Below are 24261 nucleotides of genomic sequence, written 5' to 3'. Positions count from 1 at the left end.
CTTTATCAGAAAACGTCTTAGCCAACCGGTGGAGAAAGCAATGCAGGATCGCAATTTTGATGATATTGCGGAAAAGTTTTCCCGTAACATTTACGGCACCACCAAAGGGCAGCTTCGACAGGCTATTCTGTGGCAAGATCTCGATCGCGTGCTGGCGGAAATGGGCGCGCAAAAACTGCGTGTGCTGGATGCCGGTGGCGGTGAAGGGCAGACCGCAATCAAAATGGCCGAGCGCGGGCATCAGGTCATTTTATGCGATCTCTCTGCGCAGATGATCGACCGCGCAAAACAGGCGGCAGAAGCAAAAGGTGTGAGCGACAACATGCAATTTATACATTGCGCCGCTCAGGATGTTGCTTCACATTTGGAAACGCCCGTTGATCTGATATTGTTCCATGCGGTACTGGAGTGGGTGGCCGATCCCCGCAGCGTATTGCAGACCCTGTGGTCCGTGTTGCGTCCAGGCGGCGTGTTGTCATTAATGTTCTACAATGCGCACGGCTTGCTGATGCATAACATGGTCGCCGGGAATTTTGATTACGTGCAGGCGGGAATGCCGAAAAAGAAAAAACGGACGCTTTCGCCAGATTATCCACGCGACCCGGCGCAGGTTTATCTGTGGCTGGAAGAAGCTGGTTGGCAAATTATGGGTAAGACAGGCGTTCGCGTGTTTCATGATTATCTGCGTGAAAAGCACCAACAGCGCGACAGCTATGAAGCATTACTTGAATTAGAAACGCGTTATTGCCGTCAGGAACCGTATATTAACCTGGGGCGTTATATTCATGTCACCGCGCACAAACCGCAGAGCAAGGATAAAGTATGAGTGAATTATCCCAGACAGTCCCCGAACTGGTTGCCTGGGCCAGAAAAAATGACTTCTCCATCTCGCTGCCGGTAGACCGACTCTCTTTTCTGCTGGCTGTTGCCACGCTGAATGGCGAGCGTCTTGATGGTGAGATGAGTGAGGGCGAGCTGGTGGATGCGTTCCGCCATGTGAGTGATGCGTTTGAGCAAACCAGCGAAACCATCGGCGTGCGCGCCAACAACGCGATCAACGATATGGTGCGTCAACGTCTGCTGAACCGCTTTACCAGCGAGCAGGCGGAAGGGAATGCTATTTATCGCCTGACGCCGCTCGGCATCGGCATTACTGACTACTACATCCGTCAGCGCGAGTTTTCTACGTTGCGCCTTTCTATGCAGTTGTCGATTGTGGCGGGTGAGTTAAAACGTGCAGCCGATGCCGCCGAAGAGGGCGGTGATGAATTTCACTGGCACCGCAACGTCTATGCGCCGCTGAAATATTCGGTAGCGGAAATTTTCGACAGCATCGACCTGACGCAACGTCTGATGGACGAACAGCAGCAGCAGGTGAAGGACGATATCGCTCAGTTGCTGAATAAAGACTGGCGGGCGGCGATCTCCAGCTGTGAATTGTTGCTTTCGGAAACTTCCGGAACGCTGCGTGAATTGCAGGATACGCTGGAAGCGGCAGGCGACAAACTCCAGGCCAATCTGTTGCGCATTCAGGATGCGACGATGACCCATGACGATCTGCATTTTGTCGATCGCCTGGTGTTCGATCTGCAGAGCAAACTCGACCGTATTATCAGTTGGGGCCAGCAATCCATCGACTTGTGGATTGGCTACGATCGCCACGTACACAAATTTATTCGTACCGCTATCGATATGGATAAAAACCGCGTCTTTGCCCAGCGTTTACGCCAGTCGGTACAAACCTATTTTGATGAGCCGTGGGCGCTGACTTACGCCAATGCCGATCGTCTGCTGGATATGCGTGACGAAGAGATGGCACTGCGCGATGAAGAAGTGACCGGGGAACTTCCGCCAGATTTAGAGTACGAAGAGTTTAACGAGATCCGCGAACAACTCGCAGCGATTATCGAAGAGCAGCTCGCCGTCTATAAAACCAGACAAGTGCCACTGGATCTTGGTCTGGTGGTACGCGAATATCTGGCGCAGTATCCGCGTGCGCGTCACTTTGACGTCGCGCGTATTGTTATTGATCAGGCGGTACGCCTCGGCGTAGCGCAAGCAGACTTCACCGGACTGCCAGCGAAATGGCAGCCGATTAATGATTACGGAGCCAAGGTACAGGCGCATGTCATCGACAAATATTGAACAAGTGATGCCGGTTAAGCTGGCGCAGGCGCTGGCGAATCCGTTATTTCCGGCGCTGGATAGCGCCTTACGTTCAGGCCGCCATATTGGCCTCGACGAACTGGATAATCATGCTTTCCTGATGGATTTTCAGGAATATCTGGAAGAATTTTACGCGCGTTATAACGTGGAGCTAATCCGCGCGCCGGAAGGTTTCTTCTATTTACGTCCACGTTCCACCACCATCATCCCACGTTCTGTGTTGTCGGAACTGGACATGATGGTCGGGAAAATCCTCTGTTATCTCTATCTCAGCCCGGAACGGCTGGCGAACGAGGGGATCTTTACCCAGCAGGAACTGTATGACGAACTGCTCACCCTGGCCGATGAAGCAAAATTGCTGAAACTGGTGAACAATCGTTCTACCGGTTCAGACGTTGACCGCCAGAAGTTGCAGGAAAAAGTACGCTCTTCGCTCAACCGTCTGCGTCGCTTAGGCATGGTGTGGTTTATGGGTCACGACAGCAGCAAGTTCCGCATTACCGAATCGGTGTTCCGCTTTGGTGCCGATGTGCGTGCGGGCGACGATCCGCGTGAAGCACAACGTCGTCTGATTCGCGATGGTGAAGCAATGTCGCTGGAAAATCACCTGCAACTCAATGACGAAACTGAAGAGAATCAGCCAGATAGCGGAGAGGAAGAATAATGATTGAACGCGGTAAATTTCGCTCACTGACGCTGATTAACTGGAACGGCTTTTTTGCTCGCACCTTTGACCTGGATGAGTTGGTCACGACGCTTTCCGGCGGTAACGGTGCGGGTAAATCCACCACGATGGCGGCGTTTGTTACGGCGCTCATTCCCGACTTGACCCTGCTGCATTTCCGTAACACCACGGAAGCCGGGGCTACCAGTGGTTCGCGTGATAAAGGTCTGCACGGTAAGCTGAAAGCGGGTGTCTGTTATTCGATGCTCGACACCATTAACTCGCGCCACCAGCGCGTGGTGGTCGGTGTGCGTCTGCAACAGGTTGCCGGACGCGATCGTAAAGTGGATATCAAGCCGTTTGCCATTCAGGGACTGCCGATGTCGGTGCAGCCGACACAGCTGGTGACCGAATCCCTGAACGAACGTCAGGCGCGCGTGCTGCCGCTTAACGAGCTCAAAGACAAGCTCGAGGCGATGGAAGGCGTGCAGTTTAAACAGTTCAACTCCATTACCGATTACCACTCGCTGATGTTCGATCTGGGCATCATCGCGCGTCGTCTGCGCTCAGCGTCTGATCGTAGTAAATTCTATCGTCTGATCGAAGCTTCGCTGTACGGCGGGATCTCCAGTGCCATTACCCGTTCTCTGCGCGACTACCTGCTGCCGGAAAACAGCGGCGTGCGTAAAGCGTTCCAGGACATGGAAGCGGCGCTGCGTGAAAACCGTATGACGCTGGAAGCGATTCGCGTCACCCAGTCGGACCGCGACCTGTTTAAACATCTGATCAGCGAAGCCACCAACTACGTGGCGGCGGACTACATGCGTCACGCCAACGAGCGCCGTGTCCATCTCGATAAAGCGCTGGAGTTTCGTCGCGAGCTACATACTTCGCGTCAGCAACTGGCGGCGGAGCAGTACAAACATGTCGATATGGCGCGTGAACTGGCAGAGCACAACGGTGCCGAGGGCGATCTGGAAGCGGATTATCAGGCGGCCAGCGATCACCTGAACCTGGTGCAAACCGCTTTGCGTCAGCAGGAGAAAATCGAACGCTACGAAGCGGACCTCGATGAACTGCAGATCCGTCTCGAAGAGCAAAATGAAGTGGTGGCAGAAGCCATCGAGCGCCAGGAAGATAACGAAGCGCGCGCGGAAGCCGCCGAACTGGAAGTGGACGAGCTGAAAAGTCAGCTTGCTGACTACCAGCAGGCGCTGGACGTCCAGCAAACGCGTGCGATCCAGTACAACCAGGCGATTGCAGCGCTTAATCGCGCCAAAGAACTGTGCCATCTGCCGGACTTAACCGCCGACAGCGCCGCCGAATGGCTGGAAACCTTCCAGGCGAAAGAGCTGGAAGCGACCGAAAAAATGCTCTCTCTCGAGCAGAAAATGAGCATGGCGCAAACTGCGCACAGCCAGTTTGAGCAGGCTTATCAGCTGGTGGTTGCAATCAACGGCCCGCTGGCGCGTAACGAGGCGTGGGATGTCGCCCGCGAACTGCTGCGCGAAGGGGTCGATCAGCGTCACCTGGCAGAGCAGGTTCAGCCACTGCGGATGCGCTTAAGCGAACTGGAACAGCGTCTGCGCGAGCAGCAAGAAGCTGAACGTCTGCTGGCAGATTTCTGCAAACGTCAGGGCAAGAATTTTGATATCGACGAACTGGAAGCCCTGCATCAGGAACTGGAAGCGCGTATTGCCTCTCTTTCTGACAGCGTTTCCAACGCCCGTGAAGAGCGTATGGCACTGCGTCAGGAACAGGAACAGCTGCAATCTCGTATTCAGAGCCTGATGCAGCGTGCGCCGGTTTGGCTGGCAGCGCAAAACAGCCTCAATCAGTTGAGCGAGCAGTGCGGTGAAGAGTTCACCTGCAGCCAGGATGTCACCGAATATCTGCAACAACTGCTGGAGCGTGAGCGCGAAGCGATTGTTGAACGTGATGAAGTGGGCGCGCGCAAAAACGCTGTCGATGAAGAGATCGAACGTTTAAGCCAGCCAGGCGGCTCCGAAGACCAGCGTCTGAATGCGCTGGCCGAGCGTTTTGGCGGCGTGCTGCTGTCAGAAATTTATGACGACGTTAGCCTGGAAGATGCGCCGTACTTCTCGGCGCTGTATGGCCCGTCTCGCCACGCCATTGTGGTGCCGGATCTGTCTCAGGTGGCCGAACAGCTGGAAGGCTTAACCGATTGTCCGGAAGATCTCTACTTGATCGAGGGAGATCCGCAGTCGTTCGATGATAGCGTGTTCAACGTCGATGAGCTGGAAAAAGCGGTGGTGGTGAAAACCGCCGAGCGTCAGTGGCGTTACTCGCGCTTCCCGGAAGTGCCGCTGTTTGGTCGCGCGGCGCGTGAAAGCCGGATCGAAAGCTTGCACGCCGAGCGCGAATTGCTCTCTGAACGCTTTGCTACGCTCTCCTTTGATGTTCAGAAAACCCAGCGACTGCATCAGGCATTCAGCCGCTTTATTGGCAGCCATCTGGCAGTGGCGTTTGAGTCCGATCCAGAAGCCGAAATTCGCCAACTGAACAGCCGTCGTGTCGAACTGGAGCGGGCGTTGAGTAATCATGAAAATGATAACCAGCAGCAGCGAATTCAGTTTGAGCAGGCGAAAGAGGGCGTTGCGGCACTGAACCGTATCCTGCCGCGTCTCAACCTGTTAGCGGATGACTCACTGGCGGATCGTGTCGATGAAATCCGCGAACGTCTTGATGAAGCTCAGGAAGCCGCGCGTTTTGTTCAGCAGTTTGGCAATCAACTGGCAAAACTGGAGCCGATCGTTTCTGTGTTGCAGAGCGACCCGGAACAGTTCGAACAGTTAAAAGAAGATTACGCGTATTCTCAGCAGATGCAGCGCGATGCCCGTCAACAGGCATTTGCCCTGACTGAAGTGGTACAGCGTCGTGCGCACTTTAGCTACTCTGATTCGGTAGAAATGCTCAGCGGTAACAGCGATCTCAACGAAAAACTGCGCGAACGTCTGGAGCAGGCGGAAGCGGAACGTACTCGTGCTCGTGAAGCGTTGCGCGGCCACGCTGCGCAGTTGAGTCAGTACAACCAGGTACTGGCTTCGCTGAAAAGTTCTTACGACACCAAAAAAGAGCTGCTTAACGATCTACAACGAGAACTGCAGGATATCGGCGTGCGTGCCGATAGCGGGGCAGAAGAGCGGGCGCGTATTCGCCGTGACGAGCTGCACGCGCAACTGAGCAATAACCGTTCACGCCGCAATCAACTGGAAAAAGCGCTGACCTTCTGCGAAGCGGAGATGGACAACCTGACCCGCAAACTGCGCAAGCTGGAACGTGATTACTTTGAGATGCGCGAGCAGGTAGTGACCGCGAAAGCGGGCTGGTGTGCAGTCATGCGCATGGTGAAAGATAATGGCGTTGAACGCCGCTTACACCGTCGTGAGCTGGCCTATCTCTCCGCCGATGATTTGCGTTCCATGTCGGATAAGGCGTTAGGTGCGCTGCGTCTGGCGGTGGCGGATAACGAACATCTGCGCGACGTGCTGCGCATGTCGGAAGATCCAAAACGACCTGAGCGCAAAATCCAGTTCTTCGTGGCGGTTTATCAGCATCTGCGCGAACGTATTCGCCAGGATATTATTCGTACCGATGATCCGGTGGAAGCTATCGAGCAGATGGAAATCGAACTTAGCCGTCTGACCGAAGAGTTAACTTCTCGCGAACAGAAACTGGCGATCAGCTCCCGCAGTGTGGCGAACATCATTCGCAAAACCATTCAGCGCGAACAGAACCGTATCCGCATGCTCAACCAGGGCTTGCAGAGCGTATCGTTCGGTCAGGTGAACAGTGTGCGTCTGAACGTGAACGTGCGTGAAACCCACGCCATGCTGCTTGACGTGCTTTCAGAACAGCATGAGCAACATCAGGATCTGTTCAAGAGCAACCGTCTAACCTTCTCGGAAGCTCTGGCAAAACTGTATCAGCGACTTAATCCACAAATTGATATGGGTCAGCGCACGCCGCAAACCATTGGTGAAGAACTTCTGGATTACCGTAACTACCTGGAGATGGAAGTTGAGGTTAACCGTGGTTCCGATGGCTGGTTGCGCGCGGAGTCTGGCGCACTGTCGACCGGTGAGGCTATCGGTACGGGTATGTCGATTCTGGTGATGGTGGTACAGAGCTGGGAAGATGAATCTCGCCGCCTGCGCGGTAAAGATATCTCTCCTTGCCGTCTGCTATTCCTCGATGAAGCTGCGCGACTGGATGCCCGTTCCATCGCCACGCTGTTTGAATTGTGTGAGCGTTTGCAAATGCAGCTCATCATCGCGGCACCTGAAAATATCAGCCCGGAGAAAGGCACCACCTATAAACTGGTGCGTAAAGTCTTCCAGAATACCGAACACGTTCACGTAGTCGGCCTGCGAGGATTTGCGCCGCAACTCCCTGAAACGCTTCCAGGTACGGATGAAGCGCCTTCTCAGGCAAGTTAAGTTCAAGGCGGCAGCGATGCCGCCTTTTTTTTCGAAAAACTCCGTTTCTGCACTAAAAAAATGCCGCATTATGGCGCGCTTTTCTTTAAACTTCTTTACATTAGGTTGTGTAAAAACGTACCGACGTTTATATACTGAAGGTAAGCTTGATAAGTAACAGGCTTGCTCGTCATACTTTCATGAGTATTGGCGTTGTAAAGGCAGTTAAGATAAAACAGCCTGGCTATTCAGAGTATGATAAAAACAGGGGGCAAGGGATGTTGCTTAACATGATGTGTGGTCGTCGGCTTTCGGCAATCAGTTTGTGCCTGGCCGTAACATTCGCTCCACTGTTCAGTGTGCAGGCTGATGAGCCTGAGGTTATCCCTGGTGACAGCCCGGTGGCTGTAAGTGAACAGGGAGATGTACTGCCGCAGGCGCAAGCCACGGCAATAATGGCGGGGATCCAACCGCTACCTGAAGGTGCGGCAGAAAAGGCCCGCACGCAAATTGAATCACAATTACCTGCAGGTTATAAGCCGGTTTATCTTAACCAGCTTCAACTCTTGTATGCAGCACGCGATATGCAGCCGATGTGGGAAAATCGTGATGCAGTTAAAGCTTTCCAGCAGCAGTTGGCAGAAGTGGCGATTGCCGGTTTTCAACCGCAGTTTAACAAATGGGTGGAGTTACTGACTGACCCTGGCGTTAACGGTATGGCACGTGATGTGGTGCTATCGGATGCAATGATGGGGTATCTCCATTTCGTCGCAAACATTCCGGTCAAAGGTACCCGCTGGCTGTACAGCAGTAAACCTTATGCGCTCTCAACACCGCCGCTCTCGGTCATTAACCATTGGCAGGTGGCGCTGGATAACGGTCAATTGACCACGTTTGTCTCAGGGTTGGCACCACAGCATCCGCAATATTCAGCAATGCATGAATCTTTGCTGAACTTATTGAGTGATTCCAAACCGTGGCCGCAACTGACCGGTAAAGCAACGCTACGCCCTGGTCAATGGAGTAACGACGTCCCGGCGCTGCGCGAGATTTTGCAGCGTACAGGTATGCTCGAAGGTGGGCCGAAAATAGCACTGCCGGGCGATGAAACATCGACAGGCGCGGTAGTTAGTCCGTCTGCCGCTGCAATTGAAACAGCCGAAACTAAGCCGATGGGTAAGCAAACTACAGCTCGCAGTAAACCTGCGCCAGCCGTCCGAGCTGCCTATGATAATGAGCTGGTGGAAGCCGTGAAACGTTTTCAGGCATGGCAAGGCTTAGGAGCAGATGGCTCTATTGGCCCGGCAACGCGAGACTGGTTAAACGTCACGCCTGCACAGCGAGCGGGCGTGCTGGCGCTCAATATCCAGCGATTGCGCTTGCTGCCATCCGAGCTTTCTACTGGCATCATGGTTAACATTCCGGCCTATTCGCTGGTCTATTATCAGAACGGCAATCAAGTGCTGGATTCAAGGGTCATTGTCGGTCGTCCCGATCGCAAAACGCCGATGATGAGCAGTGCCTTAAACAATGTGGTGGTAAACCCGCCGTGGAACGTACCACCGACGCTGGCACGCAAAGATATTCTGCCAAAGGTGCGTAACGATCCCGGTTATCTTGAAAGCCATGGCTATACGGTTATGCGCGGCTGGAACAGCAAAGATGCGCTTGACCCGTGGCAGATTGACTGGTCGACGATAACCGCATCGAATTTGCCGTTCCGCTTCCAGCAAGCTCCTGGCCCGCGAAATTCGCTAGGACGGTATAAATTTAATATGCCGAGTTCAGACGCTATCTATTTGCATGACACGCCGAATCACAATCTTTTCAAACGTGAAACGCGCGCGTTGAGTTCTGGCTGTGTGCGGGTGAATAAGGCGTCGGATCTGGCAAATATGCTGCTGCAGGATGCTGGCTGGAATGACAAGCGTATCTCCGATGCTCTAAAGCGGGGTGATACCCGTTACGTTAATATTCGTCAATCGATACCGGTTAATCTTTACTATCTGACCGCTTTTGTTGGTGCAGATGGTCGTACCCAATATCGTACAGATATTTACAATTATGATCTGCCTGCACGATCCAGCTCGCAAATTGTCTCAAAAGCGGAACAATTAATCAGGTAAATGAAGTAGTTCGGGAAAATCTGTTGTCGTAATAATTAGCATTTTCGGGGGCTATTCTCTGTAGCCCCCGTCGCTGCTGGGGGTGAGTCATCTTGACGTCAGCTTTATGGGCGGTTAAGGTGCCTCTTGTGCGCCAGAAGTGCATATAAACGATAACATTGACCTGTAGACTTGATTATCATGGACAAATTCGACGCTAATCGCCGCAAACTACTGGCGCTTGGTGGTGTTGCACTTGGTGCCGCCATCCTGCCGACGCCTTCATTTGCGACACTCTCTACCCCACGTCCGCGCATTTTGACACTTAACAATCTCCATACCGGAGAGTCAATTAAGGCGGAGTTTTTCGATGGCAGAGGCTATATTCAGGAAGAATTGGCAAAACTAAACCATTTTTTCCGCGATTTCCGCGCGAACAAAATAAGGTCCATCGACCCAGGATTATTCGACCAGTTATATCGCCTGCAAGGGTTGTTAGGCACTCGCAAGCCAGTACAGCTCATATCTGGCTACCGTTCGATTGACACCAATAATGAATTACGCGCCCACAGCCGTGGAGTAGCAAAGAAAAGCTATCACACTAAAGGGCAGGCGATGGACTTCCATATTGAAGGTATTGCGTTAAGCAATATACGCAAAGCAGCGTTATCTATGCGCGCAGGTGGTGTAGGATATTACCCACGCAGTAACTTTGTGCATATTGATACCGGGCCAGCGCGGCACTGGTAACAATCGCTTAACGAAACAGGGGCAGTATGAATTATCGTATTATTCCGGTCACCGCATTTTCCCAGAACTGTTCATTGATCTGGTGTGAGCAAACTCGCCTGGCCGCACTGGTCGATCCGGGTGGCGATGCGGAAAAAATCAAACAGGAAGTTGACGCCAGCGGCCTGACGCTAATGCAGATCCTGCTGACGCATGGTCATCTGGACCACGTTGGCGCAGCGGCGGAACTGGCACAACACTACGGCGTGCCAGTGCTTGGCCCGGAAAAAGAAGATGAGTTCTGGCTGCAAGGCTTGCCTGCGCAGAGTCGCATGTTTGGCCTGGAAGAGTGTCAGCCATTAACACCAGATCGCTGGCTGAATGAAGGCGACACTATCAGCATAGGGAATGTGACTTTACAGGTGTTACATTGCCCAGGGCATACGCCAGGCCATGTGGTTTTCTTTGATAATCAGGCAAAACTGTTGATTTCTGGCGACGTCCTTTTCAAAGGCGGAGTAGGGCGCAGTGACTTCCCACGAGGCGATCACAATCAACTGATTTCTTCAATCAAAGATAAATTGCTGCCATTGGGGGATGACGTGACATTTATTCCGGGTCACGGACCATTATCCACTCTTGGTTATGAGCGCCTGCATAACCCCTTCCTGCAAGACGAAATGCCCGTCTGGTAAAAGCGCATAAAAAAGCCCGCTTTTAATGCGGGCCTGGATTTCTGACAAAGTGCGCTTTGTTTATGCCGGATGCGGCGCGAGCACCTTATCCAGCTTACAAAATCGTGCAAATTCAAAATGTTGCAGGGGACGCGTAGGCCTGATAAGCGTAGCGCATCAGGCAATGTTGCGTTTGTCATCAGTCTCAGCCCGCTTTCAGCGGGCTTCATTGGTTTTAACGCTTACAGCACAGCCACAATCGCTTCGCACAGCGGCGCCATATTATCTGGCGTCATTCCGGCCACGTTTACGCGACCAGAAGCAACAGCGTACACGCCAAACTCTTCACGCAGACGCAGTACCTGTTCTTTTGTCAGGCCACTGAAAGAGAACATACCATTCTGTTTGATGATAAAGCTAAAGTCGCGGTTTGCGCCTTTCTCCTGCAGTGTATTAACAAATAACTGACGCATACGCTGAATGCGCTGGCGCATATCGGTCAGCTCTTGTTCCCAGATCGCACGCAAAGCCTCGTTGCTCAGGATCGTAGCAACAACCGCAGCCCCGTGAGCCGGTGGGTTAGAATAGTTTGCGCGAATTACTGCTTTCATCTGGCTGAATGCACGATCGACAGTTTCACTGTCTGCGGCAACCAGAGTACAAGCGCCAACACGCTCGTTGTACAGGCCAAAGTTCTTAGAGTAGGAACTGGCGACGATCAGCTCTTTATGCAGAGCCGCGAAAGCGCGCAGACCTTCAGCATCCTCTTCCAGACCACGGGCGAAACCCTGGTAAGCGAAGTCAAATAGCGGCAGCCAGCCTTTCTCAACAGAAAGCTGCGCCAGTGTTTGCCATTGCTCCAGTGTAGGATCGATGCCGGTAGGGTTATGGCAGCAGCCGTGGAACAGGACAACGTCACCAGCCTGAGCTTCGTTCAGACTGTTAACTAAAGCGTCGAAGTCCAGAGTGTGATTTTCTGCATCGTAATAAGCGTATTCACGAACTTCCAGACCCGCAGAGTTAAATACGCTCTTATGGTTTGGCCAGCTTGGGTTGCTCACCCACACGCGCTTAACGCTGGTATTTTTTGCCAGGAAATCGGCGGCTACACGTAATGCACCGGTGCCACCTGGGGTCTGGGCTGTACGTGCGCGTTTGTCATTGATTAAGGCGCTACCTTTACCAAACAGCAGTTCCTGAGTACAACGACCAAATTCAGGAATACCGTCAATGCCGAGGTAGTTTTTGGTGGTTTCATTTTCGAGCAGATACTGTTCAGCCTTTTTAACGCTGGTCAATACCGGGGTTTTGCCCGTCTCATCTTTATAGACACCAATCCCGAGGTTAATTTTGCCGGGACGTTCATCGGCACGAAACAGATCGGCCAGGCCCAGAATCGGGTCGGCAGGAGCGGCGGTAATGTTCTCAAACATGACGAGGTTCCATTATGGTTACAGAAGGGAAGTCCGCTATCAGGGTAACGGGAGATTTACAAAATTCCAACTATTACTGATGAAAACGCAGGCTGTTTTTTCAAGACGTGAGATTGCTCTGGAAGGCATAAAAAAACAGGACCAAAGTCCTGTTTTTTCGGCATTTAACAAAGAGGTCTGCTATTAGAACTGGTAAACGATACCTACAGCAACGGTATCATCAGAACCTACGCCCAGTTTGTTGTCAGAATCGATCTGGTTGATGATGTAGTCAACATAGGTGGACATGTTTTTGTTGAAGTAGTAGGTTGCGCCCACTTCAACGTAGTTCACCAGATCAACATCACCGATGCCTTCTACGTCTTTCGCTTTAGATTTGGTGTAAGCGATGGACGGACGCAGACCAAAGTCAAACTGGTATTGCGCAACTAACAGAACGTCTTGCGTTTTGTTGGCAAAGCCACCAGTGATCGGGGTGGCGTTACGGGTTTCACCGTAGTTTGCAGCCAGGTAGATGTTATTTGCATCATACTTCAGACCAGTTGCCCACTGTTCAGCTTTTTTACCCTGGCCGAGAGGCTGAGCTTCTTGCAGGTCGGTGCGGTCAGCTGCACCATAAGCACCAACGATACCAAAGCCTTCGAATTCGTAGCTGATGGAACCGCCAACACCGTCGCCGTTAGAACGTCGTGCAGTATCACGCTCGTTTTTACCCAGGTACTGAACAGCGAAGTTCAGGCCATCAACCAGACCAAAGAAGTTGGAGTTACGGTAGGTAGCAACGCCGCCTACACGACCAACGAAGAAGTCATCGCTGTATGCGGTATCGCCACCGAACTCTGGCAGCATATCGGTGTAGCCCAGTGCGTCATAAACAACACCGTAATTACGACCGTAATCGAAAGAACCTACGTCAGCGTATTTCAGACCAGCGAATGCCAGACGGGTTTTGTTGCCAGTTTGAGCGTCAGCACCTTCAGAGTTGTTACCCTGGAAGTTGTATTCCCACTGACCGTAACCGGTCAGATCGGAATTGATTTGAGTTTCCCCTTTAAAACCAAGGCGGGCATAGGTCATGTCACCATTGCCACCGTAACTGTTTTCACCGTTATCCTTGGAAAAATAATGCAGACCGACAGCTTTACCGTACAGATCTACTTTGTTGCCATCTTTGTTATAGATTTCTGCAGCGTTTGTAGTACCTGCTACTAACAGAGCAGGGACAATCACTGCCAGAATATTGCGCTTCATCATTATTTATTACCCTCATGGTTTTTTTTATAACACCTGCCACTGCCGCCAATAAGCTCTGTCAATGAATCTTTACGGAACTATTGATGAGAGTTTGGTGTTTTATGTATCTGCAGGCATCTTTCCATTCAAACTAACGTTTCGCTACCGTGAAAGTGCTACAAAGATAAAGATATAGTTACAAAAAGCAAAAATGTGTAACCAATAGTAAAATTTAAGGGACTTTGTGAACGCCGTCATATTTCCATTGGACTTTAATGATATTTGCAGTGAATTTGATCTATTTATATGATTTCCTTATGTTTAAATTAACTAAACGAAAATTTTCTTTCTGATCATTTTTCCCCGCAGTCTCGCTGAATCACGCTTTCAGGCGTCCAGAAAGCCAAAAATAAGTATAAAAATTGTGCTATCAGCTAAGAAATTGCTAATCCGCAATAAGACTGTGGGTTAATTTTTTGTTCGCAAATATTTCAGAGAAATATTCCGTAACAGGAAGAGGGGCCTTGAGGGGTTGCAAATAGATTGATTGACTTAACAAACAGATAACTTGACAGAAGGGGATAAAAAAGAGCCAGCGTGCGCTGGCTCTTTCAGGAAGTGAATTAGAAGCTGGCGTTACGCGGAGTACGTGGGAAAGGAATCACGTCACGCACATTCTGTACGCCGGTCACGTAGGCAATCAGGCGTTCAAAGCCAAGACCGAAACCGGAATGTGGAACAGTACCGTAGCGACGCAGATCGCGATACCACCAGTAATCTTCTTTGTTCAGGCCCATCTCCAGCATGCGCTCGTCCAGCACGTCCAGACGCTCTTCACGCTGCGAACCACCAATGATCTCACCGATACCCGGCGCCAGAACGTCCATTGCGGCAACGGTTTTACCGTCTTCGTTAAGGCGCATATAGAACGCTTTAATGTCTTTCGGATAGTTTTTAACCACTACCGGTGCTTTAAAGTGTTCTTCCGCCAGATAACGCTCGTGCTCAGAAGAGAGATCGACGCCCCAGTAAACCGGGTTTTCAAATTTCTTACCGCAGTTTTCAAGGATGGTGACTGCTTCGGTGTAATCAACCTGGGCGAAGTCTGCTTCAATGAAACGTTCCAGGCGGCTTACAGCATCTTTGTCCACGCGTTCAGCGAAGAATTTCATGTCGTCAGCACGTTCTTCGAGAACTGCTTTGAAGACATATTTCAGCATGGCTTCAGCCAGACCGGCGATATCGTTCAGATTAGCAAACGCGACTTCTGGCTCCAGCATCCAGAATTCCGCCAGGTGACGACTGGTGTTGGAGTTTTCAGCACGGAATGTCGGGCCGAAGGTATAAATTTTCGATAGCGCACAGGCATAGGTTTCGCCGTTCAACTGACCAGATACGGTCAGGAAAGACTCTTTACCAAAGAAGTCTTTATCGAAATCGACTTTGCCCTGATCGTTACGTGGTAGGTTTTCCAGATCCAGCGTTGAAACGCGGAACATTTCGCCAGCGCCTTCGGTATCGGACGCGGTAATCAGCGGCGTAGATACCCAGAAGAAGCCCTGCTCGTTAAAGAAGCGATGCAGCGCCTGTGCCAGCGTGTGGCGAACGCGTGCTACTGCGCCAATCAGGTTGGTACGCGGACGCAGGTGAGCGACTTCACGCAGATATTCGATGCTGTGGCGTTTTGCGGCCATCGGGTAAGTGTCTGGATCTTCAACCCAACCGGCAACTTCAACGTTGCTGGCCTGAATTTCAAATTGTTGCCCCTGGCCCGGCGATGCCACGACTTTACCCGTCACAATGACCGAGCAACCGGTGGTCAGACGCAGTACGTCTTCATTGTAATTGGGCAGAGAATTATTGATGACAGCCTGTACAGGATCAAAGCAGGAACCGTCATAAACGGCGAGGAAGGAGATGCCAGCTTTTGAATCTCGGCGGGTACGTACCCATCCGCGCACGGTGACTTCGCTGTCAACGGCTATGCGGCCTTGGAGTACGTCGGCTACAGGCACAACGCTCATAATATTCTCTCTGTTAATAGTCGGAAAAAATAAACACTTGTCCACCCGTCAATGGGGGGATACCTATGTTACCTGGCATCTGCAATCAGACAAGCAGAATTCGCAGATGGGGCAAAAGATTTCGGAATAAAAGGCAAAAAAGGAGCCGTTATGACTCCCTGATGATATTAACTGGCTTTTTTAATGTGCGGAAGGTCGAATGCTTTACGCAGCGCGCGGACAAACGCTTTGTCATGGCAGATAGTTTTGCCAGGGCTGTCAGAAAGTTTCGCCACCGGTTTACCGTTACACTCCACCAGTTTAATCACGATATTCAAGGGTTTTACCTGAGGAATATCACAAGTCAGGCGTGTACCAATGCCAAAGCTTAATTGCACGCGAGAAGAGAAGTGGCGATAAAGCTCAACCGCTTTAGGTAAATCCAGATTGTCGGAGAAAACCAGTATTTTGCTTTGCGGATCAATCCCCAGTTTCTCATAATGTGCAATCGCTTTTTCGCCCCATTCTACCGGGTCGCCAGAGTCATGACGCAAGCCCTGATAGCGGCTGGCAAACTCCACACCGAAATCACGTAAGAATGCATCCATCGTAATACAGTCGGTTAACGCAATCCCCAGTTGATCGGGATACTCTTCCAGCCAGGCAGCAAGTGCAGCTCGCTGGCTGTTGGCAAGGTCCGGGCTGATTTGCTGATGTGCCTGGAACCATTCGTGTGCCTGGGTTCCCATCGGCGTAAGGGAAAGGCGACGCGCCAGATCGTAATTACTGGTGCCAACGAACCACTTTTCCTGTTGCAGACGCTTAACGATGGTTTCTTGTACTTCGCGAGAAAAACGGCGGCGAGTGCCGAAATCCATCAGATGGAAGCGCGACATATCAAGGTCGGCGGTTAACGCCGAGAAGTTGACTAATTTGCTTTCCAGAGTGTCGAGGGCTTGCGCAACGTCGGCCTGCGGTGAGCGATAGCGATGTACCAGTTCACTAATCACCGCCAGCAACGGGACTTCCCATAGGATGACTTCACGCCACGGACCGCTTAAACGAATATCCAGCTTACCGTTATCGTTGCTAACAGTGACCTGTTCCGGATTAAAGCGGAATTCACGCAGCCAATCGAGATAGTCGGCTTTAAAGAAAGGCAGGGCAGAGAGCCACTGATATTCATCATCCCGCAGGCACAAGTTTTCCATCGCCTGAACCTGTTCACGAATAGCATCGGCATAAATACCCAGCAGATCGTCACCACGGCAACGAAATTCCGCCGCGACATGCACATCATAGTAGTGATGAAACACGGCTTGCTGCATATGCAACTTATAAGCATCTGTATCCAGCAACGAGTGCAGAACAGGAGAAGCGAATTGTGTCATAGGTGCGCAGTAGCGTCCTCTTACGGGAGCGTTTAGTACAATAAACATCTTAGGAAACTGCTGGAGTATACCTTGTTTCGCAATTTATTGAACCCCGATCACACCATATGCCACCTTTATGGTCGATAGCGTTGCGCTGTGTATGTTATACAAATGTAGCAATAAAAGCGTTTGTACCTGAAAAGATGAAGATTCTGCGTAGCGAGATTTACGCAACAGGAATAGACTGAACACCAGACTCTATAAAAGATGCTAAAGGTTATTTATGACTCAACAGCCACAAGCCAAATACCGTCACGATTATCGTGCGCCGGATTACCAGATTACTGATATTGACTTGACCTTTGACCTGGACGCGCAAAAGACGGTAGTTACCGCAGTCAGCCAGGCTGTCCGTCATGGTGCATCAGATGCACCGCTTCGTCTTGATGGCGAAGATCTTAAACTGGTTTCTATTCATATTAATGATGAGCCGTGGAACGCCTGGAAAGAAGAAGAGGGCGCACTGGTCATCAGTAATTTGCCGGAGTGTTTTACGCTCAAGATTGTTAATGAAATTAGTCCGGCAGCGAATACCGCGTTGGAAGGGCTTTATCAGTCAGGCGATGCGCTTTGCACTCAGTGTGAAGCCGAAGGTTTCCGCCATATTACGTATTATCTCGACCGCCCGGACGTGCTGGCGCGTTTTACCACCAAAATTATTGCCGATAAAACCAAATATCCATTCCTGCTTTCCAACGGTAACCGCGTTGCGCAAGGCGAACTGGAAAACGGACGTCACTGGGTACAGTGGCAGGACCCGTTCCCGAAACCGTGCTACCTGTTTGCGCTGGTGGCAGGCGACTTCGACGTGCTGCGCGACACCTTCACCACGCGTTCTGGCCGCGAAGTAGCGCTGGAGCTGTATGTCGATCGCGGCAACCTTGATCGCGCTCCGTGGGCAATGACGTCCCTGAAAAATTCCATGAAGTGGGATGAAGAACGCTTCGGCCTGGAGTATGACCTCGACATCTATATGATCGTTGCGGTGGATTTCTTCAATATGGGCGCGATGGAGAATAAAGGTCTGAATATATTTAACTCCAAGTATGTACTGGCGCGCACCGACACCGCCACCGACAAAGATTACCTTGATATTGAACGCGTTATCGGTCATGAATATTTCCATAACTGGACCGGTAACCGTGTGACCTGCCGCGACTGGTTCCAGCTTAGTCTGAAAGAAGGTTTAACGGTGTTCCGCGATCAGGAATTCAGCTCTGACCTTGGTTCCCGCGCAGTTAACCGCATCAATAACGTGCGCACCATGCGCGGATTGCAGTTTGCGGAAGACGCCAGCCCGATGGCGCACCCGATCCGCCCGGACATGGTCATTGAAATGAACAACTTCTACACCCTGACCGTTTACGAGAAGGGCGCGGAAGTGATCCGTATGATCCACACCCTGCTGGGCGAAGAAAACTTCCAGAAAGGGATGCAGCTCTATTTCGAGCGTCATGATGGCAGTGCAGCGACCTGCGACGATTTCGTTCAGGCGATGGAAGACGCGTCGAATGTCGATCTCTCCCATTTCCGCCGTTGGTACAGTCAGTCCGGCACGCCGGTTGTGACCGTCAAAGACGACTACAATCCGGAAACCGAGCAGTACACCCTGACCATCAGCCAGCGCACGCCTGCTACGCCTGATCAGGCAGAAAAACAGCCGTTGCATATTCCGTTTGCCATCGAACTGTATGACAACGAAGGCAAAGTGATCCCGTTGCAGAAAGGCGGTCATCCGGTGAATTCCGTGCTGAACGTTACTCAGGCGGAACAGACCTTTGTCTTTGATAATGTCTACTTCCAGCCGGTGCCTGCGCTGCTGTGCGAATTCTCTGCGCCAGTGAAACTGGAATATAAGTGGAGCGATCAGCAACTGACCTTCCTGATGCGTCATGCGCGTAATGATTTCTCCCGCTGGGATGCGGCGCAAAGTTTGCTGGCAACCTACATCAAGCTGAACGTCGCCCGTCATCAGCAAGGTCAACCATTGTCTTTACCAGCACACGTTGCCGATGCTTTCCGCGCGGTACTGCTGGATGAGAAGATTGACCCGGCACTGGCGGCAGAAATTCTGACACTGCCTTCCGTCAATGAAATGGCGGAACTGTTCGATATCATTGATCCGATTGCTATTGCCGAAGTGCGCGAAGCACTCACCCGTACTCTGGCTACTGAACTGGCGGATGAGCTGCTGGCAATCTATAACGCGAATTACCAGAGCGAGTATCGCGTTGAGCATGAAGATATTGCGAAACGGACGCTGCGTAATGCCTGCCTGCGCTTCCTCGCTTTTGGTGAAACGCATCTGGCTGATGTGCTGGTGAGCAAGCAGTTCCACGAAGCGAACAATATGACCGATGCGCTGGCAGCGCTTTCCGCGGCGGTTGCTGCGCAGTTGCCATGCCGTGACAAGTTGATGCAGGAATACGACGATAAGTGGCATCAGGACGGTCTGGTAATGGATAAATGGTTTATCCTGCAAGCCACCAGCCCGGCGGCGAATGTGCTGGAGACGGTGCGTGGTCTGTTGCAGCATCGCTCATTTACCATGAGCAACCCGAACCGTATTCGTTCGTTGATTGGCGCGTTTGCGGGCAACAACCCGGCAGCGTTCCATGCCGAAGATGGCAGCGGTTACCAGTTCCTGGTGGAAATGCTTACCGACCTCAACAGCCGTAACCCGCAGGTGGCTTCACGTCTGATTGAGCCGTTGATTCGCCTGAAACGTTACGATGCCAAACGTCAGGAGAAAATGCGCGCGGCGCTGGAACAGTTGAAAGGGCTGGAAAATCTCTCTGGCGATCTGTACGAGAAAATAACTAAAGCTCTGGCTTGATACAAACATGCCTGATGCGACGCTGACGCGTCTTATCAGGCCTACAAACCCGTTGAAACTGCTGGTTTTGTAGGCCAGATAAGGCGTTAACGCCGCATCCGGCAACCGTGTCCAACTGCCTGATGCGACGCTTGACGCGTCTTATCAGGCCTACAAGCCCGTTGAAGCTGCTGGTTTTGTGCGCCGCATCCGGCATATTAACCATGACGCCGAATCGGTTGTTCAGAATGCCCACGATGCATCACCCGCTGCAACACTTCCGCTTCCAGCTCCGCTAATCGTACTGATCCTAACCGGCGCGGACGGGGGATATCCACCGTCAAATCCAGACCAATTTTTCCTTCTTCAATTAACAGCACCCGGTCAGCCATCGCTACCGCTTCGCTCACATCATGCGTCACCAGCAAAACAGTAAAGCCATGATCCTGCCAGAGTGACACAATCAAATCCTGCATCTCCAGTCGCGTTAAAGCGTCCAGCGCACCGAGTGGTTCATCAAGCAACAATAAACCCGGTCGATGGATCAACGCTCGCGCCAGCGCCACACGCTGTTTCTGCCCGCCAGAAAGTGCGGCCGGCCATTCCCCCGCGCGATTCTCCAGCCCTACCGCAGCCAACGCCCGACGAGCGGCATCGCGCCACTGGCCTTTAAGGCCTAACCCAACGTTATCAATCACCGATTTCCATGGCAGCAGACGCGCATCCTGAAACATCATTCGCGTATCATCCTGAATCTCAGCCAGCGGTGTTGTGCCTGCCAGCACATCGCCTGCGGTTGGCGTTTCCAGCCCGGCCAGCAGTCGCAGCAGGGTACTTTTACCGCCGCCGCTGCGGCCCACCACCGCCACAAACTGACCTGCCGGAATATGCAAATCCAGTTGGTTCAGGACGATATTTTCCGCGTAATGTTTGCTTACCGCATTGAGCAGTAGCGGCGTACCCTGGTTCAGACGAGCAGTATTCATACAGTGGCCTCCTTCAGATGATAAGCCGGGTTCCAGCGCAACCAGAGGCGCTCTAAAAGTTGCGCGCTGACGTCAGCAAGTTTGCCGAGCAGGGCGTAGAGAATAATGGCAACCACCACCACGTCCGTTTGCAAAAACTCCCGCGCATTCATCGCCAGATAACCAATGCCAGAATTAGCAGAAATGGTTTCAGCAACAATCAGCGTTAGCCACATCAGACCTAACGCGAAGCGCACGCCGACCATAATTGAGGGTAGGGCGCCAGGCAGGATCACATGGATAAACAGCGGTAATCCGGATAAGCCATAGCTACGCGCCATTTCCACCAGCCCGCGATCGATATTACGGATGCCGTGCCAGGTATTGATATAAATGGGGAAAAGCGTGCCGAGCGCCACCAGAAAGATTTTCGCGGATTCATCAATGCCAAACCACAAAATCACCAGCGGGATCAGTGCCAGATGCGGCACGTTGCGCAACATCTGAATTGAGGTATCCAGCAGCCGTTCTCCCCAGCGAGATAGTCCGCTAATCAGCCCCAGAATCAACCCCAGCGATCCGCCAATTGAAAAGCCAATCAGCGCCCGCCAGGAGCTGATCGCCAGATGCTGCCACAATTCGCCGCTGGCGGAGAGCGTCCAGAACGCCGTCACCACTCCTTCCGGAGAGGGCAAAATACGCGTCGACAGCCAGCCAACTGAGGAGGCCAGTTGCCACACCGCCACGATGCCCACCGGTAAAAACCAGGGGGCAACGCGTAATAACCACTTCTTCACTGGCGTTGCCATCATCGTGTTCCTTAGCTTTGCGCGACTTTACGGGGGATAAAATCATTCGCCACCGCTTCGCCTTGCGGATTCAGCGGTTGTGGCTGGGGAATTTCCGGGATGGCGACATCCAGAAGCGGGAACAGCAACTCGCCAACCCGATACGCTTCTTCCAGATGTGGATAGCCCGAAAGCACAAAACTGTCGATGCCAAGCGCGGCGTATTCGTTGATTCGCGCGGCGACCGTAGGACCATCGCCCACCAGCGCCGTCCCGGCACCGCCGCGGACTAAGCCAACGCCCGCCCATAAATTGGGGCTGATCTCCAGATTGTCGCGCTTGCCGTTATGTAGCGCCGCCATTCGCTGTTGTCCTACGGAATCCGTCCGAGCGAATGCGGCCTGTGCTTTGGCGATAGTCTCATCATCAAGATGAGAGATTAACCGCTCGGCGGCCTGCCACGCTTCGTCGTTGGTTTCGCGGACAATCACATGCAGGCGAATACCGAAACGAATTTTTCGTCCATGCGCGGCAGCTTTCGCCCGCACTTGTTCGATTTTCTCTTTAACCAGTTCTGGTGGTTCGCCCCAGGTGAGGTAGAGATCAACTTGTTCTGCCGCCAGCTCCTGGGCGACGTCTGACGATCCGCCAAAGTAAAGCGGAGGATATGGCTGTTGAATCGGCGGGAAGAGCAGTTTGGCTCCCCGCACATGAATATGTTTTCCGTTGAAATCGACGGTTTCGCCCAGCAATAAACGTCGCCAGACCTGGGTAAATTCCGCCGAGGCTTCGTAACGCTCGCTATGATTAAGGAACACGCCGTCGCCTGCCAGCTCTTGTGGATCGCTGCCTGTGACTAGGTTAAACAATGCACGCCCATTAGAGAGACGGTCAAGCGTGGCGGCCTGGCGGGCGGCAACGGTAGGTGAGGTTACGCTGGGGCGCAGGGCGACAAGAAACTTCAGCCGCTGCGTCACCGGGATCATCGACGCCGCAACCAGCCACGCATCTTCACACGATCGCCCCGTTGGAATTAGCACACCGGTAAAGCCAAGACGTTCCGCCGCTTGCGCAATTTGTTGCAGATAACCGTGATCAACCGGGCGTGAACCTTCTTCCGTTCCCAGGTAATGTCCGTCACCGTGGGTCGGTAAAAACCAGAACATATTCAGACTCATAATTGTTTTCCTTCCAGTTGCGTGGGCTGCCAGATGCGCTGGCGAATATCGACTTTTTTCGGCACCAGACGGTTTTCATAAAACAGATCTGCTGTTTGCTGCTGTAAGGCGGCAACCTCGGCGTTAACCGGTTTGATGGTGGTAGGAGGGCGATGATCTAAGTAAGAGGCAATTACCGGAGCCGGTAAGCCCATTGTTTTTGCCAGTAAAGCGATGCTTTGCTCGCGCTGGCTGCGGGTTAACGCATCGGCCTCACTAAAGGTTGTGAGCACACCCTGAATAAAGGTGCCGTTTTTTTCTGCATAGGGACGAGCGGCCAGATAAAACGATCCGGTTTGATTGAGACTGGTGCCATCTTTCAACACCCGCACGCCGCCCTGTAATAACGCGGCGGAGTAGTAGGGATCCCAGATAGCCCAGGCGTCGACGTTACCTTGCTGGAACGCGGCGCGGGCATCAGCTGGCGTCAGGTAAGTGGGCTGGATATCGGTGAATTTAAGCCCGGCCTGTTGCAGGGCGCGCAGTAAAAGGTTGTGCGAACTGGAGCCTTTCTGAAAGGCAACTTTGTGGCCTTTAAGATCGGCCACGGTTTTGATCGGGCTGTTTTCTGCCACCAGAATCACTTCGGCTTTTGGCTTTGGTGGCTCGACGCCCACGTACACCAAATCAGCCCCGGCGGCCTGAGCAAAGATTGGTGGAATATCCCCGGTACTGCCGAGATCAATACTGCCAACGTTTAACGCCTCCAGCATCTGCGGGCCAGCGGGGAACTCCACCCAGGAGATTTTGGTTTGCGGATAGCGTTTTTCCAGCATTTGGTAATTTTTCGCCAGTACCGAACTGATATTGCTTTTCTGATAGCCAATCCTTAACGCCTCTGGCGAAGACTCTGCGGCAACAGCGAGTGTAGAGACGCTAAGTAATCCCGCCAGCGCCAGTTTAATGATCTTACGCATGGGCATTACCTCGCAGAGAATGAAGATCAGGAACCTGAACATCGCGGCGGTGCAACGCCTGCCAGAAAGTTTCTAGCGCGGTATCAAGACGGGTTTGCAGATTTGGCGTGAACAGCGGCTTGTGTTGGTAATCAATCACCTGCGAGTCATCGGCAAACACGCCGTGCAGGATCTCCTGGGCTTTCAGCGCACTTAAAACTGGTTTAAGTGCGTAATCAACCGCCAGCAGATGAGCCACCGTGCCGCCCGTCGCCAGTGGCAGTACCACTTTGCCTTGCAACGCACGTTCTGGCAGCAGGTCGAGCAGGGTTTTCAGCGCGCCGGAATAGGCGGCTTTATACACAGGTGTGGCGACAATCAGCCCATCGGCCTGTTGCAGCTGTTCGGTGAAGGTCTTGAGTGCCGGACTATCGAAACGGGCATAGAGCAGATCTTCCGGGGCGAAGTTTTGCAGATTCCAGTGATAAACCTCAACATCCAGGCCATTCAGTTTTTCCCGCGCATATTCCAGTAAGGAACTGGAGCGAGAAGGAAAGCGAGGACTACCCGCCAGGGTGATGACACGCATACTCTCTCCTTATAACCAATTGTTCTTGTTTTGTTAACATTGATAACAATTCGGTCAGTCTGACAGAGGGCGTTCGTGAGTCGAAATGATTTATCTGAAGAAGGAAAGCCAA

At 52.3% G+C, this 24261-nt stretch carries 17 protein-coding genes; 8 read left to right on the top strand and 9 right to left on the bottom strand.

The genetic code is table 11. The features are described 5' to 3' along the window. The first annotated feature begins 40 nt into the window (after positions 1-40). The 7 genes from cmoM to gloC all read left to right on the top strand — a co-directional run bounded on the left by cmoM (position 41) and on the right by gloC (position 10798). On the top strand, positions 41-826 hold the full coding sequence (cmoM, locus tag FEK43_RS07030) for a tRNA uridine 5-oxyacetic acid(34) methyltransferase CmoM (protein WP_130260779.1): 786 nt from the start codon (positions 41-43) through the stop codon (positions 824-826). Continuing rightward, on the top strand, positions 823-2145 hold the full coding sequence (gene mukF / locus FEK43_RS07025) for a chromosome partition protein MukF (RefSeq protein ID WP_130205341.1): 1323 nt from the start codon (positions 823-825) through the stop codon (positions 2143-2145). Before cmoM ends, mukF begins: the two co-directional genes overlap by 4 nt. Then, positions 2126-2830: a chromosome partition protein MukE gene (gene mukE / locus FEK43_RS07020; RefSeq protein WP_010344468.1), complete on the top strand. Its 705-nt coding sequence runs from the start codon at positions 2126-2128 to the stop codon at positions 2828-2830. The genes mukF and mukE overlap by 20 nt, the downstream gene beginning before the upstream one ends. Beyond that, positions 2830-7290 carry a chromosome partition protein MukB gene (gene mukB / locus FEK43_RS07015; protein WP_135406324.1) on the top strand — a complete coding sequence of 1487 codons (4461 nt, stop codon included), beginning with the start codon at positions 2830-2832 and terminating at the stop codon, positions 7288-7290. Before mukE ends, mukB begins: the two co-directional genes overlap by 1 nt. Before the next feature lie 257 nt (positions 7291-7547). Then, on the top strand, positions 7548-9395 hold the full coding sequence (ldtD, locus tag FEK43_RS07010; protein ID WP_135406325.1) for a L,D-transpeptidase: 1848 nt from the start codon (positions 7548-7550) through the stop codon (positions 9393-9395). Between the two features lie 180 nt (positions 9396-9575). Next, positions 9576-10124, top strand: coding sequence for a YcbK family protein (locus tag FEK43_RS07005; RefSeq protein WP_130205347.1), 549 nt, complete (start codon positions 9576-9578; stop codon positions 10122-10124). 26 nt (positions 10125-10150) lie between these two features. Further along, positions 10151-10798, top strand: a complete 648-nt coding sequence (gene gloC / locus FEK43_RS07000; protein ID WP_130205349.1) for a hydroxyacylglutathione hydrolase GloC — start codon at positions 10151-10153, stop codon at positions 10796-10798. Positions 10799-11019: 221 nt separating this feature from the next. Here gloC and aspC read toward each other — a convergent pair whose 3' ends face one another. The 4 genes from aspC to pncB all read right to left on the bottom strand — a co-directional run bounded on the left by aspC (position 11020) and on the right by pncB (position 16837). Continuing rightward, the gene (gene aspC / locus FEK43_RS06995; RefSeq protein ID WP_135406326.1) at positions 11020-12210 is read right to left on the bottom strand and encodes an aspartate transaminase; all 1191 of its coding nucleotides are present in this window, start codon (positions 12208-12210) and stop codon (positions 11020-11022) included. A gap of 183 nt (positions 12211-12393) precedes the next feature. After that, a complete protein-coding gene (gene ompF / locus FEK43_RS06990; RefSeq protein WP_135406327.1) occupies positions 12394-13464 on the bottom strand; it encodes a porin OmpF in 1071 nt (356 codons plus the stop codon). A 602-nt stretch (positions 13465-14066) separates the two neighbouring features. After that, positions 14067-15467: an asparagine--tRNA ligase gene (gene asnS / locus FEK43_RS06985; protein ID WP_130205355.1), complete on the bottom strand. Its 1401-nt coding sequence runs from the start codon at positions 15465-15467 to the stop codon at positions 14067-14069. Positions 15468-15634: 167 nt separating this feature from the next. Continuing rightward, a complete protein-coding gene (pncB, locus tag FEK43_RS06980; RefSeq protein WP_130205357.1) occupies positions 15635-16837 on the bottom strand; it encodes a nicotinate phosphoribosyltransferase in 1203 nt (400 codons plus the stop codon). Positions 16838-17102: 265 nt separating this feature from the next. Between pncB and pepN the strand changes: the two genes are divergently transcribed. Further along, positions 17103-19715 carry an aminopeptidase N gene (gene pepN, locus FEK43_RS06975; RefSeq protein WP_135406328.1) on the top strand — a complete coding sequence of 871 codons (2613 nt, stop codon included), beginning with the start codon at positions 17103-17105 and terminating at the stop codon, positions 19713-19715. A gap of 197 nt (positions 19716-19912) precedes the next feature. Here pepN and ssuB read toward each other — a convergent pair whose 3' ends face one another. Genes ssuB through ssuE form a run of 5 tightly spaced genes read right to left on the bottom strand, consistent with a single transcriptional unit; the run spans position 19913 to position 24149 of the window. Further along, positions 19913-20680, bottom strand: a complete 768-nt coding sequence (ssuB, locus tag FEK43_RS06970; RefSeq protein WP_130205361.1) for an aliphatic sulfonates ABC transporter ATP-binding protein — start codon at positions 20678-20680, stop codon at positions 19913-19915. Beyond that, positions 20677-21468 carry an aliphatic sulfonate ABC transporter permease SsuC gene (ssuC, locus tag FEK43_RS06965; RefSeq protein ID WP_135406334.1) on the bottom strand — a complete coding sequence of 264 codons (792 nt, stop codon included), beginning with the start codon at positions 21466-21468 and terminating at the stop codon, positions 20677-20679. Before ssuC ends, ssuB begins: the two co-directional genes overlap by 4 nt. A gap of 11 nt (positions 21469-21479) precedes the next feature. Then, a complete protein-coding gene (ssuD, locus tag FEK43_RS06960; protein ID WP_130205363.1) occupies positions 21480-22625 on the bottom strand; it encodes an FMNH2-dependent alkanesulfonate monooxygenase in 1146 nt (381 codons plus the stop codon). Next, positions 22622-23581: an aliphatic sulfonate ABC transporter substrate-binding protein SsuA gene (ssuA, locus tag FEK43_RS06955; RefSeq protein ID WP_135406329.1), complete on the bottom strand. Its 960-nt coding sequence runs from the start codon at positions 23579-23581 to the stop codon at positions 22622-22624. The genes ssuD and ssuA overlap by 4 nt, the downstream gene beginning before the upstream one ends. Next, positions 23574-24149 carry an NADPH-dependent FMN reductase gene (gene ssuE, locus FEK43_RS06950; protein ID WP_135404486.1) on the bottom strand — a complete coding sequence of 192 codons (576 nt, stop codon included), beginning with the start codon at positions 24147-24149 and terminating at the stop codon, positions 23574-23576. Before ssuE ends, ssuA begins: the two co-directional genes overlap by 8 nt. Between the last annotated feature and the right edge of the window lie 112 nt (positions 24150-24261).

Source organism: Escherichia sp. E2562 (assembly GCF_005781075.1).
Taxonomy (GTDB): domain Bacteria; phylum Pseudomonadota; class Gammaproteobacteria; order Enterobacterales; family Enterobacteriaceae; genus Escherichia.
This window is presented reverse-complemented; position numbering and strand designations above follow the sequence as displayed.